This is a genomic window from Novosphingobium sp. FG90, from assembly GCF_057808725.1.
Map to the genome: position 1 here is coordinate 15,202 of NZ_JBMDIO010000011.1, position 12,295 is coordinate 27,496.

The window sequence follows — 12,295 nt, forward strand, 5'->3', positions numbered from 1 at the left end:
CTAAGTCGCCGGAGCTACGCAGTTCCTCTGAAATATCGGTTAACGAGAAGGCCCCGGTCTGCGCGTGCGGACCGGGGCCTTGCGGAATTACAGTAATTTAATCGACGCTGTTCACATCTTCAGGCCGATCTCGCGCAGGCGCTCCTGAAGGTAGTCGTCGGCGGTGATCGAGACCGGGTAGCGGTCCGGGTTCTGGTCGCTCACGCACTCGGGCAGGGTGACGAAGGGGAAGTCGCTGCGCAGGTGCAGGAAGAAGGGCATCGAGTAGCGGCTGTGACCCGCCCGTGCGCCTTCGGGATTGCGCACGCGATGCGTGGTCGAGGGCAGCACGTGGTTGGTCAGGCGCTGCAGCATGTCGCCGATGTTGACGACGATCGCCCCTTCGGGTGGTGCGACGGAGAGCCAGCGGCCATCCTTGCTCAGCAGTTCGAGGCCCGCTTCCTGTGCGCCGAGCAGCAGCGTGATCAGGTTGATGTCTTCATGTGCTCCTGCGCGGATGGCACCGCCCGATTCGGCTGAAACCGGCGGATAGTGCAGCAGGCGCATCACCGAATTGCCGTCCTCGATCGCAGGGTCGAACCAGTCGGCGTCAAGTCCCAGATCGACGGCGATGGCGGAGAGGACCTTGGCGCCCGCCTCGTCGAACTGGGCGTAGAGTTCGCGGAAGGTCTCCTCGAAGCCCTCCACCTCGGTCGGCCAGATGTTCGGCGGCATCGAGGCGGCAAGGGGTGAATCGGCGGGAACGTCGCGGCCGACGTGCCAGAATTCCTTGAGGTCCTTCTCGGTCGCACCCTTGGCGACTTCGGTGCGGAACGGCGTGTAGCCGCGGGCGCCGCCCTGGCCCGGGATGAAGTACTTCTGCTTCGTCTCGACCGGAAGGGCGAAGAATTCCTCCGTCCTGGCCCAGGCCTGATCGATCAGCGACTGGTCGATGCCGTGGTCACGGATCATCGCGAAGCCGAAAGTGCGGAAGCTCTCGCCGATGCGCGCGGGAAGGTCGGCGCTGTCGGCCACGAGGCTGAGGACGGGGATTTGTGCGAGGTCCATGGTAGTGCAATCCGTAACGAGTCGGTATGCCGCCCCTTTAATCGCCCCGACCGTAACAGTCTAATCCGGGCGGGGATTCACGATGGAAGGTGCGCGCATGGCATACTGGCTGATGAAGTCTGAACCGGATGCTTACGGCTGGAACGACCTCGTGAAGGAAGGCGAGGGCACCTGGGACGGCGTGCGCAACCATCGCGCCGCCAACAACCTGCGCGCCATGCAAGTGGGCGACGAAGTGTTTTTCTACCACTCCAACATCGGCAAGGAGATCGTCGGCATCGCCACGGTAAGCAAGGCGGGGATCACCGATCCGAGCGATCCGGAAGGCAAGTGGGCTGCGGTCAAGGTAAAACCGGTGCGCAAGCTGAAGCGCCCGGTGACACTTGCCCAGGTAAAGGGCGATCCCAGGCTGGCGGAGATGGAACTGGTGAAATTCTCACGTCTGTCGGTGGCGGTAGTGACGCCGGAGGAATGGAGCTACGTCCTGGGGTTGGCCGGGGAGTGACGTCACATCGCTGCCAAGGCACGCCTCGGCGCAGCCGTGCGAAACTTCGCGGCGCACCTGCGTGTTCTCTTCCCGTGACGGCAGCGAGATGTTTCGCTGCCAGGCTAAGGAGATACCGCCGTGGGTGAACTCAAGGACACCGTAAAGGGCTTGGGCAACGAGATTGCCGGCAATGTCAAGCAGGCCGCAGGCAAGGCACGCAACGATCCGGCCCAGCAGGCCGAGGGCAAGGCCCAGGAAAAGAAGGGGGAGATTCAGCAGGGCATCGGCAAGGTCAAGGGCGCGCTGGGCGACCGGGTCTGACCTGACCCTTCCTGAGGAAGATCAGCGAAAGGGCTGCCTGCGGGCGGCCCTTTTTCTTTGCCTTTCCGACGCTTGAGCAAGCGAATCGTCCCGTTTCGGGAAGGGTGTTCCATGCGCTTTGCGTAATGGTAAACAAATCGTTAATGCGTGCATTATGCGAAGCATGACACGTCGCGCACTCGTCCTCACGCAGGAGTCGGCCGGGCACTGGTTCCGCCGCTCTCTGCCGCCCCATGTCTTCACCGAATCGCTTGAGGCGGAGCATGACGAGGATGCGGAAGCCGCGCGCAAATGGCGCCTCAGCGGCGGCGACTGGCGCGGATTTCTGACGGCCTATTGCGCGAGCTTCATAGCGATCACGCTGTTTATCGCCTGATCCCGGAGCCTGATACCGGGAGGCGCAAGGCGTTCTCCCGAATCGTCATGGCGAGCATGCGAGGCCATGACGAAGCCAGGGACCTCAGCCTGCGCTGGGGCATTTCTCCGCACGGAACAGCAGGTATCCAAGCCATGCGGAAGCGACGCAGCACAGCGACACGACCAGCAGTTGCTGGGCCACTGCGACGCCCATCAGCGTCATCACGCCCGTCGCCAGTGAGCCGACGACCATCGCGCCCGAGTTGACGATGTTGTTCGCCGCGATCGTCCGTGCGGTCTGCGACTTGTCCACAAATGTCGTGAGGAAGGCGTAGAGCGGCACCACGAACATGCCGCCGCAGATCGCGATGCCCAGAAGCGTCAGCATGAGCGGGATCGCCAGCGGCTGCACCACGAAGACGCCTACGTCCATCAGCGTCTGGGGGCCATTATGCGGGGGCCAGATGCGGCAGACCTGCTGGAAGGCGACAAGGAAGACGCCCATGCCGATGACCGATATCGGCGACCAGCGCGCGGAAACGGTGCCCTTGAGCAGCGCATTGATCACCATCGATCCGATCGCGACGCCGACCGAAAAGATCACCAGGAACAGGCTCGCCACTTCCTTGGTGGTCATCAGCATGTTCTTGGCCAGCGGCGGGAACTGGACGAACAGGACGGTGCCGATCGCCCAGAAGAAGCTGATCGCGCAGATCGCGAGGAACACGCGGCGGTCCTGCATCGTCGTCCGTACCAGTCGCACGGAAGCGCGCACGACATGGTAGTCGAGCGGCTCGATCTTGCCGAGCGGCGGGGCGGGCGGCACCTGGCGTCCGGCGAACCAGCCGATCACGGCCACTACGATAACACCGATCGCGGCGGCATCGACGCTGATCCAGCCTGCGACGATCGTGCCCGCCAGCACGGCGATGTAGGTTCCCGCCTCGACCAGCCCTGTGCCGGAGAGGACTTCGCCTTCCTTCAGATGCTGCGGCAGGATCGCGTACTTGATCGGCCCGAAGAAGGTCGAGTGCACGCCCATCGCGAACAGCGCCAGCAGCATCAGCGGGATCGCCACGGCGTCGAGCGCCTGCCCCTGCCACGCCAGCGCGAGGCCCGCGCCGCCGACCAGCATGATGCCGATCTCGCAGGCCTTGATGATGCGGATCAGCTTCGCCTTGTCGCGCATGTCGGCCAGCTGTCCGGCCAGCGCCGACAGCAGGAAGAAGGGAATGATGAAGATCGCCGAGGCCAGGGCGCTGAACCGGGCTTCCTGCGCTTCGGAATGGTACACCTCGTAGACGACGAAGAGGACCATCGCGTTCTTGAACAGGTTGTCGTTGAACGCGCCCAGAAGCTGGGTGACGAATAGGGGGAGGAAACGTCGCGCCCGGATGAGTTGGGTCGTCGTGGTCATGATCTCAAGTACGCCGCCGGCCTTGCTCATTGGTCGCCGGGACACTTAATGGCATGGGGCGGGGGCACAAGCCCTGTTGACCACTTTATTCCCGTAGCGATTGCGGGCTATGGCATACCCATCATGCTGACTCTGCCGAACATCCTGACGCTTTCCCGTATCGTCGCCCTTCCGCTGCTGGCCTTCCTGCTATGGTGGCCCCGGTGGGAATTCGGGTATGGGCTGGCTTTCGGGCTCTATTGCCTGATGGGGCTCACTGACTATTTCGACGGCTATCTCGCCCGATCGAGCGGCACCGTGTCGAAGCTGGGCGTGTTTCTCGACCCCATCGCCGACAAGATCATGGTGGCGACGGTGATCCTGGTGCTGACCGCGCAAGGCATCCTGCGCGGGCCTTACGTGGGCGACATGCACGTCATCGCGGGCCTCATCATCCTTGTGCGCGAGATCGCGGTGTCGGGCCTTCGCGAGTTTCTCGGTGGGTTGCAGGTGTCGGTGCCGGTCAGCCGCCTTGCCAAGTGGAAGACCACGTTCCAGCTGATTTGCCTGGGCGCGCTGATCCTTGGCGTGGCGATGCCGTGGTGGAACCTCGACCTCGGCGCCCTGGTGATCAACGTGCCGCATACGGTGGGCCTGACGACGCTGTGGGCGGCGGCGGTACTGACGGTGGTAACGGGCTGGGACTACCTGCGGGTCGGCCTCAAGCACATGGATTGACGGCTTTCCGCTTGCGGTTCGAGCAAGAGGGCTTGCGTTCCGCGCGCTTGGTTTGAGTCGCCGCGATGGCCATCTGGGGCGCGGAGCGGGGGCTCGCAGCACGAAGGATTTCACCATTACCGTCGCGTCCAGCACCATGTCGGCGCCCAGTGCCGTCAGCGGCCCCAGTCGGCCGGTCGTCTTCTCGCTGGCCGTCGCTGCCGGACTGACCGTCGCCAACATCTACTACAACCAGCCGATGATCGGGCTGATGGAGCGCGACCTCGCGGGCGCGGCGGCGACATACGTGCCGACCGCGACGCAGCTGGGTTATGCTTTCGGCCTCGTCGTGCTGGTGCCGCTGGGCGACCTCGTGGAGCGGCGGCGACTGATCGTGCTGCAGTGCCTTGCATTGACCGTCGCACTGGCGCTCGTGGCCATCGCGCCGAGTGCAGGGCTGGTGCTGGCGGCCTCGCTGCTGGTCGGGCTGCTTGCCTCGGTGGCGCAACAGATCGTGCCGTTCGCGGCGAATCTCGCTCCTGACGAAAAGCGCGGCGCGATCGTCGGCACGGTGATGGCGGGTCTGCTTTGCGGCATCCTGCTCAGCCGCACGCTGGCGGGTTTCGTGGCGGGGGTTTTCGGCTGGCGGGAGATGTTCTGGCTTGCCGTGCCGCTGGCCCTGCTGACTGCGCTGCTCATGGCCTTCCAACTGCCGCGCAGCCGCCCGCAGGATACCGGGCTCAGCTATGGTGGGTTGCTGCGTTCGCTCTGGGGTCTGTGGCGCGAATTTCCCGCGCTCCGGCTTGCCGCTTACACGCAGTGCTGCCTGTTCGGCGTCTTCAGCGTGTTCTGGACCACGCTTGCACTGCGCCTGCAGGAGCACTTCGGACTTGGTCCGGAAGCGGCGGGGCTGTTCGGGATCGTAGGGGCCGCCGGTGTGCTCGCAGCGCCGGTCGCAGGGCGGCTTGCCGACCGGCGCGGCCCGCATCCGGCGATCGTGCTGGGCACGGTGATGACGCTGGCGGCTTGGCTGATCTTCGGCTTCTGGCACTCGATCGCCGGGCTGATCGTGGGCGTTCTGGTGCTCGACGTGGCGGTGCAGCTCAGCCAGATTTCCAACCAGAGCATCATCTACGCGCTGCGCCCCGAGGCGCGATCGCGCATCAACACCGTCTACATGGCGATGATGTTCCTCGCCGGCGCGGCGAGTTCGGGCGCGGCCACGGCGGCATGGCACCAGTGGGGCTGGAGCGGGGTCTCGGCCTTGGGGATCGGCTTTTCGACGCTCGGCGTGGCCTTGCAGACGCTGCGGCGGCGCTAGGACGCCAGGGCTTCGACAAGCTCAGCCTGAGCGGTATGGAGAGCCAGTCTTTAAACCCCGCTCAGGCTGAGCTTGTCGAAGCCCCCGGAACATAAAGCCCGCGTCAGCCCGCCCGCAATTCGTCCGCCAGCATCCGGAATTCGTCAGCCCGCGGAGAGTTCTTTCGCCACACCAGCGCGATCTCGCGATTGGCGTTGGGCGAGAGCAGGGGGCGGGCCACGACGTTGGTGCCGTTGAGAATCCCTGCGTCGAGCGCCATTTCCGGCAGCATGGTCAGCCCCAGCCCATTGTCGACCATCTGCACCAGCGTATGCAGCGAGGTGCCGATCATCGTCGCGCTGGCCCGCAGTTCGGGCCGGTTGCACGCGGCGAGGGCGTGGTCTTTCAGGCAGTGCCCGTCTTCCAGCAGCAGCAGGCGATTCTCGTCGATGACGTCGGGGCTGACCTCGGCGGGGGGATTGCGCGGGTCGTCGCTGGGGAAGGCGACGAAGAAGGCGTCGAGTTCGATCGTCTCCTTTTCCACTTCGCCCGTCGCATAGGGCAGCGCCAGCAGCACGCAGTCGGCGCGGCCATGGTGCAGCGATTCCATCGCCGCCTGGCTCGGCTCCTCACGCAGGAACAGCTTGAGGTTCGGGCGCTCGCGGCGCAGGCGCGGCAGCATCCGGGGGAGCAGAAACGGTGCGATCGTCGGGATCACGCTCATGCGAACCTCGCCCGAAAGCGGCTTGCCGCTTGACTGGACGAGTTCGGACAGTTCCTCCGTCTCGCGCAGGATGCGGTGGGCCTTCTCGACGACGGCATTGCCCAGCGGGGTGAAGCGGACGGCGCGCTTGGTGCGCTCCACGAGGACTACGCCGAGCAGTGTTTCCAGATCCCGCAGGCCCGCCGAAAGCGTCGATTGCGACACGAAGCAGGCATCGGCGGCACGGCCGAAATGGCCGTGCTCGTGGAGCGAGACGAGATACTGGAGCTGCTTGAGCGTCGGTTGGTAGACGGTCATGTGGTGGCTATTGCACGCTCGCGCGACTTCGCCAAGGGCGGCGTTGTGCAATGCGGAAGATGGGGAGGAAGAGAGCCCACACCCCCGGCCCCTCCCGCAAGCGGGAGGGGAGAAGGAAAATTGCGGTATTGCCACTCCCGCTTGCGGGAGGGGAGCGAGACTTGGCAGCTTGCTGCCTAGTCGCAGCGGGGTGGGCTTACTCGGCCACGGTATCGTCGACGACGTCTTCCACGCGCGTCATCTTGAGCTTGCCGTTCTCCACCGCGAAGGCGAGCTTGCCCTCGACCAGATCGAGCGCATCGCGGCCGAACACGTCGTAGCGCCAGCCCTGCAACAGGCTGAGGTTCTTGCGAACGCCCGCCGCCAGCAGTTCCAGTTCGTCGCTGCGGGCCAGCAAACGCGCGGCGGCGTCGATCTCGCGGGCGCGAATCTTGAGCAGCAGCTTGAGCAGGTCCGCGACCAGCGCACCTTCCTTGCCGAGCGGAGCACCGCGCGGGGCGCGGGGCGGCATCTCGTCGTCGGTGAGGGCTTCCGCCTTGGCGATGGCGGTCATCAGGCGGCGACCGATCTCGTTGTCCTTCCAGCCTTGCGAGAGGCCGCGTACCTTGGCGAGATCGGCCTGCTGCTTGGGCGGGTGGCTGGCGATGTCGGCCAGCGTCTCGTCACGCGCGATGCGGCCGCGCGGGATATTCTTGCCCTGCGCTTCCAGTTCGCGCCATTCGGCGATCGCGCGCAGGCGGCCGAGCACTTGCGGGTTGCGGCCGGGGGCCTTGATCCGGTGCCAGGCTTCCTTGGGGTCGTTCCGGTAGTTCTCCGGGTCGGCCAGCTTTTCCATCTCCTGATCCAGCCACGCTCCGCGGCCGGTCTTGATCAGGCGCTTGAGGATCTTGGGGAATATCTTGGAGAGGTGCGTGACGTCGCCGATCGCGTATTCGATCTGGCGGTCGGTCAGCGGGCGGCGCGACCAGTCGGTGAAGCGGGCACCCTTGTCGATCGTCAGGCCCTGCCACGATTCGACGAGGTTGGAATAGCCGATCTGCTCCGACTGGCTGATCGCCATCATCGCGATCTGCGTATCGAAGATCGGGTGCGGCGTGCGGCCGGTGAAGTTGAAGATGATCTCCACGTCCTGACCGCCTGCGTGGAAGACCTTGAGGACGTCCTCGTTGTTGGTGAGCAGGTCGAGCAGCGGAGTCATGTCGAGGCCGTCCGCCAGCGGATCGATCGCGGCGGCTTCCTCGGTATTGGCGATCTGCACGAGGCAGAGTTCGGGCCAATAGGTGTTCTCGCGCATGAACTCGGTGTCGACGCTCACGAAATCGGATTTCGCAAGACGCTCGCACAGGGCGGCAAGATCTTCGGTTTTCGTTATCAGCGGGTGAATTTTCATTGAACGAGGGCGTTACGCCTAACCGCGCGGGGGATCAACGCCCCGTGTAACCGATTTGTCGCAGTTTATTTCCGACCGGGGAGAAGTCGCAACAGCCTGGACACGAGGCTGGGCTTCTCCGTGCCGGCCAGTTCGGCGATGCTTTCGGCGGTCACGAAGCGGTGGCGCAACTGCGATCCGGTGGTGTGGCCATAAGGCAGGGGCAGGTACAGGCCCTCGGGCTCATGCCCCGGATCAGCCTCGGGATCGGCGAGTTCGCGCAAGTCGAGCATGGCCGGAAATTCGGGCTCGGCCAGAGAAGGGGCAGGCGCGGAAACCGGCGCATCGGCCCATTCGTGATATAGTCCCGCTTCCTCGCTGTCCGTCGGGTGGAAGCGAATCTCGTCCAGCTTGCCGTCAGCAAACATCTGCGTTCTTCCGGTTTTTGGTGTGTCGACCCGTGCGCGCGGATTTAGCGGACCAATGGTTTATTTGAAGTTACCGGGCGCTTCGACGGCCTGCGGTAAATCCACGGCTGGAAATCGTGGCCTCAGTCGACTAGTGGGCGCGCTTATCTGATTTCGCTTATTTGAAGAGCCCGACATGACCCATCCCTACCGCTCCCACACCTGCGGCGCCCTGAGCGCGGCCGAGGTCGGCCAGACCGTGCGCCTCTCGGGTTGGGTCCATCGCAAGCGCGACCACGGCGGCGTCCTGTTCGTCGACCTGCGCGACCACTACGGCATCACGCAGGTCGTGACTGATAGCGACAGCCCGGCGCTGGCCGTGCTCGATTCGTTGCGCGCGGAAAGCGTCGTGACGATCGAGGGCACCGTGAAGGCGCGTTCGGAAGGCACCGTGAACCCGAACCTCTCGACCGGCCAGATCGAGGTCTATGCCCGCGTCGCCACCGTGCTAGGCAAGGCCGAGGAACTGCCGATGCCGGTTGCCGGCGAGCAGGAGTATCCCGAGGACATCCGCCTCAAGTACCGCTTCCTGGATCTTCGCCGCGAGACGCTGCACGCCAACATCGTCAAGCGCACACAGATCATCCGCGACATGCGCCGCCGCATGGAAGACACCGGCTTCACCGAATATTCGACGCCGATCCTGACCGCGTCGTCGCCCGAAGGCGCGCGCGACTTCCTGGTGCCCAGCCGCATCCACGCCGGCAAGTTCTACGCGCTGCCGCAGGCGCCGCAGCAGTACAAGCAGCTGCTGATGGTCGCGGGCTTCGACCGTTACTTCCAGATCGCCCCCTGCTTCCGCGACGAGGACCCGCGCGCCGACCGTCTGCCGGGCGAATTCTACCAGCTCGACCTCGAAATGAGCTTCGTCACCCAGGAGGAAATCTGGGAGACGATGGAGCCGGTGCTGCGCGCCACCTTCGCCGAGTTCGCGGGCGACAAGCCCGTCACCCCGGCCGGTGAATTCCGCCGCATCCCGCACGCGCAAGCGATGCTGGACTACGGTTCGGACAAGCCGGACCTGCGCAACCCATTGCTCATCAAGGACGTGACCGAACACTTCGTCGAATCGGGCTTCGGCATCTTCGCAGGCATCGTCGCCAACGGTGGCACGATTCGCGCGATCCCGGCTCCGGGCGCAGGCGCGGGCAGCCGCAAGTTCTTCGACGACATGAACGTCTGGGCACGCGGTGAGGGCTACTCCGGCCTCGGCTATATCAACATCAAGGACGGCGTCCCCGGCGGCCCGATCGCCAAGAACCACGGCGAGGAAAAGACCGCCGCGCTGATCGAAGCGCTGGGCCTCGGCCCCAACGACGGCGTATTCTTCGCCGCGGGCAAGGAAGAGCAGGCCGCCAAACTGGCCGGTCTCGCACGCACCCGCGTCGGTGAACAGCTTGACCTGATCGACAAGGACCGCTTCGAGCTGTGCTGGATCGTCGACTTCCCGTTCTACGAATGGGACGAGGACAACAAGAAGGTCGACTTCGCACACAACCCGTTCTCGATGCCGCAAGGCGGGATGGACGCGCTGGAGAACCAGGATCCGCTGACGATCAAGGCGTTCCAGTACGATCTGGTCTGCAACGGCTTCGAGATCGCCTCGGGCTCGATCCGCAACCAGTCGCCCGAACTGATGGTCAAGGCGTTCGAGATGACCGGCCTGACGCAAGCGCACGTGGAAGACCGCTTCGGCGGCCTCTACCGCGCGTTCCAGTACGGCGCCCCGCCGCACGGCGGCATGGCGGCCGGTGTGGACCGCATCGTGATGCTGCTGTGCGGCGCGCAGAACCTGCGCGAGATCACGCTGTTCCCGATGAACCAGCGCGCCGAGGATCTCCTCATGAACGCGCCGAGCCATGCCGAACCCAAGCAGCTGCGCGAACTGCACCTGCGCGTGGTGGAGCCGGTCAAGCAGGCCGCCCCCGCCAAGGCTGCCGCGACCGAATAAGCGTCGAGCACTTCCTCCGGAGACGGGGGACGGGCGTTCACCGCTTGAAAACCGGGTCAACCGTGGATAACGCGAGGTATCCCGGCATCCGCCGTCGCGCCAAGGCCCTTGCCAGCGCGCGCGCCAGTCTTTAGGGCGACTGGCGTAATTCAAACCCGCCTATTACCGAAGGGGTCTATACAAATGAGCGATACCGCCGATCGGGTTAAGAAGATCGTCGTCGAGCACCTCGGCGTTGAAGCCGAGAAGGTCACCGAGGACGCCAGCTTCATCGACGATTTGGGCGCCGACTCGCTCGACATCGTCGAGCTGGTCATGGCGTTCGAAGAAGAATTCGGCGTCGAGATTCCGGACGATGCCGCCGAGAAGATCAGCACCGTCTCCGATGCCATCAAGTACATCGAAGAGAACAAGGGCTAAGCCCTTCGGTCTGATTTCGGGCCTGCATTCCTGCGTCCTGCCCGTGAGGGGTGGGGCCGGAATGCAACACCGGATTGAAATCGGCAGGCTCGCCCTTTAAGGGGGCGGGCCTGTCGCCGTTTTCGGCCCGTCGGTTTCCCGACGACCGGATGCGGCCATTTGAGATTTTCGGAGAGCATATGCGTCGTGTCGTCGTAACCGGACTTGGTCTCGTCACCCCCCTGGGCGCTGACGTGGAGACCGTTTGGGCCAACATCCTCGCGAGCAAGTCGGGCGCAGGTCCGATCACCAAGTTCGACACCACGGGCCAGAAGTGCCTGATCGCGTGCGAAGTGAAGCCCGCCGATCACGAATACGGCTTCGATCCGGGCAAGCGCGTCGATCACAAGATTCAGCGTCAGGTCGATCCGTTCATCGTCTTCGGCATCGACGCCGCGGGCCAGGCGCTCGAAGACGCCGGGCTCACCGACATGAGCGAGGAAGACAAGCTCATGGCCGGCTGCTCGATCGGTTCGGGCATCGGCGGCCTGCCGGGCATCGAGAGCGAATCGCTGGTGCTGGCCGACAAAGGCCCGGGCCGCGTCTCCCCGCACTTCGTCCATGGCCGCCTCATCAACCTCATCTCGGGCCAGGTCTCGATCAAGTACGGCCTCAAGGGTCCGAACCACGCGGTCGTCACCGCCTGCTCGACTGGGGCGCACTCGATCGGCGATGCGGCGCGCATGATCCGTGATGGCGACGCCGACATCATGCTGGCGGGCGGCGCCGAATCGACTGTGTGCCCGATCGGCATCGCCGGTTTCGCGCAGGCCCGCGCGCTCAACTGCAGCTACAACGACCGCCCCGAACAGGCGAGCCGCCCCTACGACAAGGACCGCGACGGCTTCGTCATGGGTGAGGGCGCCGGTGTCCTCGTTCTGGAAGAGTACGAGCACGCCAAGGCGCGCGGCGCGAAGATCTACTGCGAAGTGATCGGCTACGGCCTGTCGGGCGACGCCTACCACGTCACCGCTCCGCACCCGGACGGCGACGGCGCTTATCGCTCGATGCAGATGGCGCTGAAGAAGGCCGGCATGACGCCCGCCGACATCGACTACATCAACGCCCACGGCACCTCGACCATGGCCGACACCATCGAACTGGGCGCCGTGCGCCGCCTGTTCGGCGATGCCATCGGCAATGTCTCGATGAGCTCCACCAAGTCGGCCATCGGCCACCTGCTGGGCGGCGCGGGCGCGGTCGAATCGATCTTCTGCATCCTCGCACTGCGCGACCAGATCGTGCCGCCGACCCTCAACCTCGACAACCCGGACGAGGGCTGCGAGGGCGTCGACCTCGTGCCCCACGTCGCCCGCAAGCGCGAAGTGCGCGCGGTCCTCAACAACAGCTTCGGGTTCGGCGGCACCAACGCCAGCCTGGTGATGCGCAAGATCGACTAAGCC

The 12,295-nt window shown here is 64.9% G+C and carries 13 protein-coding genes; 8 read left to right on the plus strand and 5 right to left on the minus strand.

Going from position 1 to position 12,295, the window contains the following annotated elements; genetic code table 11:
• Positions 1-111: 111 nt before the first annotated feature.
• Positions 112-1,047 carry an isopenicillin N synthase family dioxygenase gene (locus ACODRZ_RS11955; RefSeq protein ID WP_488972721.1) on the minus strand — a complete coding sequence of 312 codons (936 nt, stop codon included), beginning with the start codon at positions 1,045-1,047 and terminating at the stop codon, positions 112-114.
• Between the two features lie 97 nt (positions 1,048-1,144).
• On the opposite strand from ACODRZ_RS11955, the gene ACODRZ_RS11960 reads away from it, so the two are divergent.
• From ACODRZ_RS11960 to ACODRZ_RS11970, 3 genes are all read left to right on the plus strand, one after another.
• The gene (locus ACODRZ_RS11960) at positions 1,145-1,552 is read left to right on the plus strand and encodes an EVE domain-containing protein (RefSeq protein WP_488972720.1); all 408 of its coding nucleotides are present in this window, start codon (positions 1,145-1,147) and stop codon (positions 1,550-1,552) included.
• 120 nt (positions 1,553-1,672) lie between these two features.
• On the plus strand, positions 1,673-1,855 hold the full coding sequence (locus ACODRZ_RS11965) for a CsbD family protein (RefSeq protein ID WP_488972719.1): 183 nt from the start codon (positions 1,673-1,675) through the stop codon (positions 1,853-1,855).
• A gap of 163 nt (positions 1,856-2,018) precedes the next feature.
• Positions 2,019-2,231: a hypothetical protein gene (locus tag ACODRZ_RS11970; RefSeq protein ID WP_488972718.1), complete on the plus strand. Its 213-nt coding sequence runs from the start codon at positions 2,019-2,021 to the stop codon at positions 2,229-2,231.
• An 84-nt stretch (positions 2,232-2,315) separates the two neighbouring features.
• Here ACODRZ_RS11970 and ACODRZ_RS11975 read toward each other — a convergent pair whose 3' ends face one another.
• Positions 2,316-3,629, minus strand: a complete 1,314-nt coding sequence (locus ACODRZ_RS11975) for an MFS transporter (protein WP_488972736.1) — start codon at positions 3,627-3,629, stop codon at positions 2,316-2,318.
• A 123-nt stretch (positions 3,630-3,752) separates the two neighbouring features.
• Here ACODRZ_RS11975 and pgsA point away from each other — a divergent pair, with 123 nt between their 5' ends.
• Both pgsA and ACODRZ_RS11985 read left to right on the plus strand, forming a co-directional pair.
• Positions 3,753-4,346 carry a CDP-diacylglycerol--glycerol-3-phosphate 3-phosphatidyltransferase gene (pgsA, locus tag ACODRZ_RS11980; RefSeq protein WP_488972717.1) on the plus strand — a complete coding sequence of 198 codons (594 nt, stop codon included), beginning with the start codon at positions 3,753-3,755 and terminating at the stop codon, positions 4,344-4,346.
• 136 nt (positions 4,347-4,482) lie between these two features.
• Positions 4,483-5,646, plus strand: coding sequence for an MFS transporter (locus ACODRZ_RS11985; protein WP_488972716.1), 1,164 nt, complete (start codon positions 4,483-4,485; stop codon positions 5,644-5,646).
• 103 nt (positions 5,647-5,749) lie between these two features.
• Here ACODRZ_RS11985 and ACODRZ_RS11990 read toward each other — a convergent pair whose 3' ends face one another.
• The 3 genes from ACODRZ_RS11990 to ACODRZ_RS12000 form a co-directional block, all read right to left on the minus strand.
• Positions 5,750-6,646 (minus strand): hydrogen peroxide-inducible genes activator, encoded by an 897-nt coding sequence (locus ACODRZ_RS11990; protein WP_488972715.1) that lies wholly within the window; start codon positions 6,644-6,646, stop codon positions 5,750-5,752.
• A 196-nt stretch (positions 6,647-6,842) separates the two neighbouring features.
• Entirely contained in the window at positions 6,843-8,036 is a 1,194-nt protein-coding gene (gene rnd / locus ACODRZ_RS11995) for a ribonuclease D (RefSeq protein WP_488972714.1), read from the minus strand.
• Between the two features lie 65 nt (positions 8,037-8,101).
• The gene (locus tag ACODRZ_RS12000) at positions 8,102-8,443 is read right to left on the minus strand and encodes a hypothetical protein (RefSeq protein ID WP_488972713.1); all 342 of its coding nucleotides are present in this window, start codon (positions 8,441-8,443) and stop codon (positions 8,102-8,104) included.
• A gap of 175 nt (positions 8,444-8,618) precedes the next feature.
• On the opposite strand from ACODRZ_RS12000, the gene aspS reads away from it, so the two are divergent.
• From aspS to fabF, 3 genes are all read left to right on the plus strand, one after another.
• On the plus strand, positions 8,619-10,433 hold the full coding sequence (gene aspS / locus ACODRZ_RS12005; RefSeq protein WP_488972712.1) for an aspartate--tRNA ligase: 1,815 nt from the start codon (positions 8,619-8,621) through the stop codon (positions 10,431-10,433).
• A gap of 183 nt (positions 10,434-10,616) precedes the next feature.
• Positions 10,617-10,853: an acyl carrier protein gene (locus tag ACODRZ_RS12010; RefSeq protein WP_007679564.1), complete on the plus strand. Its 237-nt coding sequence runs from the start codon at positions 10,617-10,619 to the stop codon at positions 10,851-10,853.
• Positions 10,854-11,032: 179 nt separating this feature from the next.
• Positions 11,033-12,292, plus strand: coding sequence for a beta-ketoacyl-ACP synthase II (gene fabF, locus ACODRZ_RS12015; protein WP_488972711.1), 1,260 nt, complete (start codon positions 11,033-11,035; stop codon positions 12,290-12,292).
• Positions 12,293-12,295: the final 3 nt, after the last annotated feature.

Bases quoted from the DNA above. Each gene is read 5' to 3' on its own strand.
- ACODRZ_RS11955 (WP_488972721.1), bottom strand. From the start codon at position 1,047: ATGGACCTCGCACAAATCCCCGTCCTCAGCCTCGTGGCCGACAGCGCC.
- ACODRZ_RS11960 (WP_488972720.1), top strand. From the start codon at position 1,145: ATGGCATACTGGCTGATGAAGTCTGAACCGGATGCTTACGGCTGGAAC.
- ACODRZ_RS11970 (WP_488972718.1), top strand. From the start codon at position 2,019: ATGACACGTCGCGCACTCGTCCTCACGCAGGAGTCGGCCGGGCACTGG.
- ACODRZ_RS11975 (WP_488972736.1), bottom strand. From the start codon at position 3,629: ATGACCACGACGACCCAACTCATCCGGGCGCGACGTTTCCTCCCCCTA.
- pgsA (WP_488972717.1), top strand. From the start codon at position 3,753: ATGCTGACTCTGCCGAACATCCTGACGCTTTCCCGTATCGTCGCCCTT.
- ACODRZ_RS11985 (WP_488972716.1), top strand. From the start codon at position 4,483: ATGTCGGCGCCCAGTGCCGTCAGCGGCCCCAGTCGGCCGGTCGTCTTC.
- ACODRZ_RS11990 (WP_488972715.1), bottom strand. From the start codon at position 6,646: ATGACCGTCTACCAACCGACGCTCAAGCAGCTCCAGTATCTCGTCTCG.
- rnd (WP_488972714.1), bottom strand. From the start codon at position 8,036: ATGAAAATTCACCCGCTGATAACGAAAACCGAAGATCTTGCCGCCCTG.
- ACODRZ_RS12000 (WP_488972713.1), bottom strand. From the start codon at position 8,443: ATGTTTGCTGACGGCAAGCTGGACGAGATTCGCTTCCACCCGACGGAC.
- aspS (WP_488972712.1), top strand. From the start codon at position 8,619: ATGACCCATCCCTACCGCTCCCACACCTGCGGCGCCCTGAGCGCGGCC.
- ACODRZ_RS12010 (WP_007679564.1), top strand. From the start codon at position 10,617: ATGAGCGATACCGCCGATCGGGTTAAGAAGATCGTCGTCGAGCACCTC.
- fabF (WP_488972711.1), top strand. From the start codon at position 11,033: ATGCGTCGTGTCGTCGTAACCGGACTTGGTCTCGTCACCCCCCTGGGC.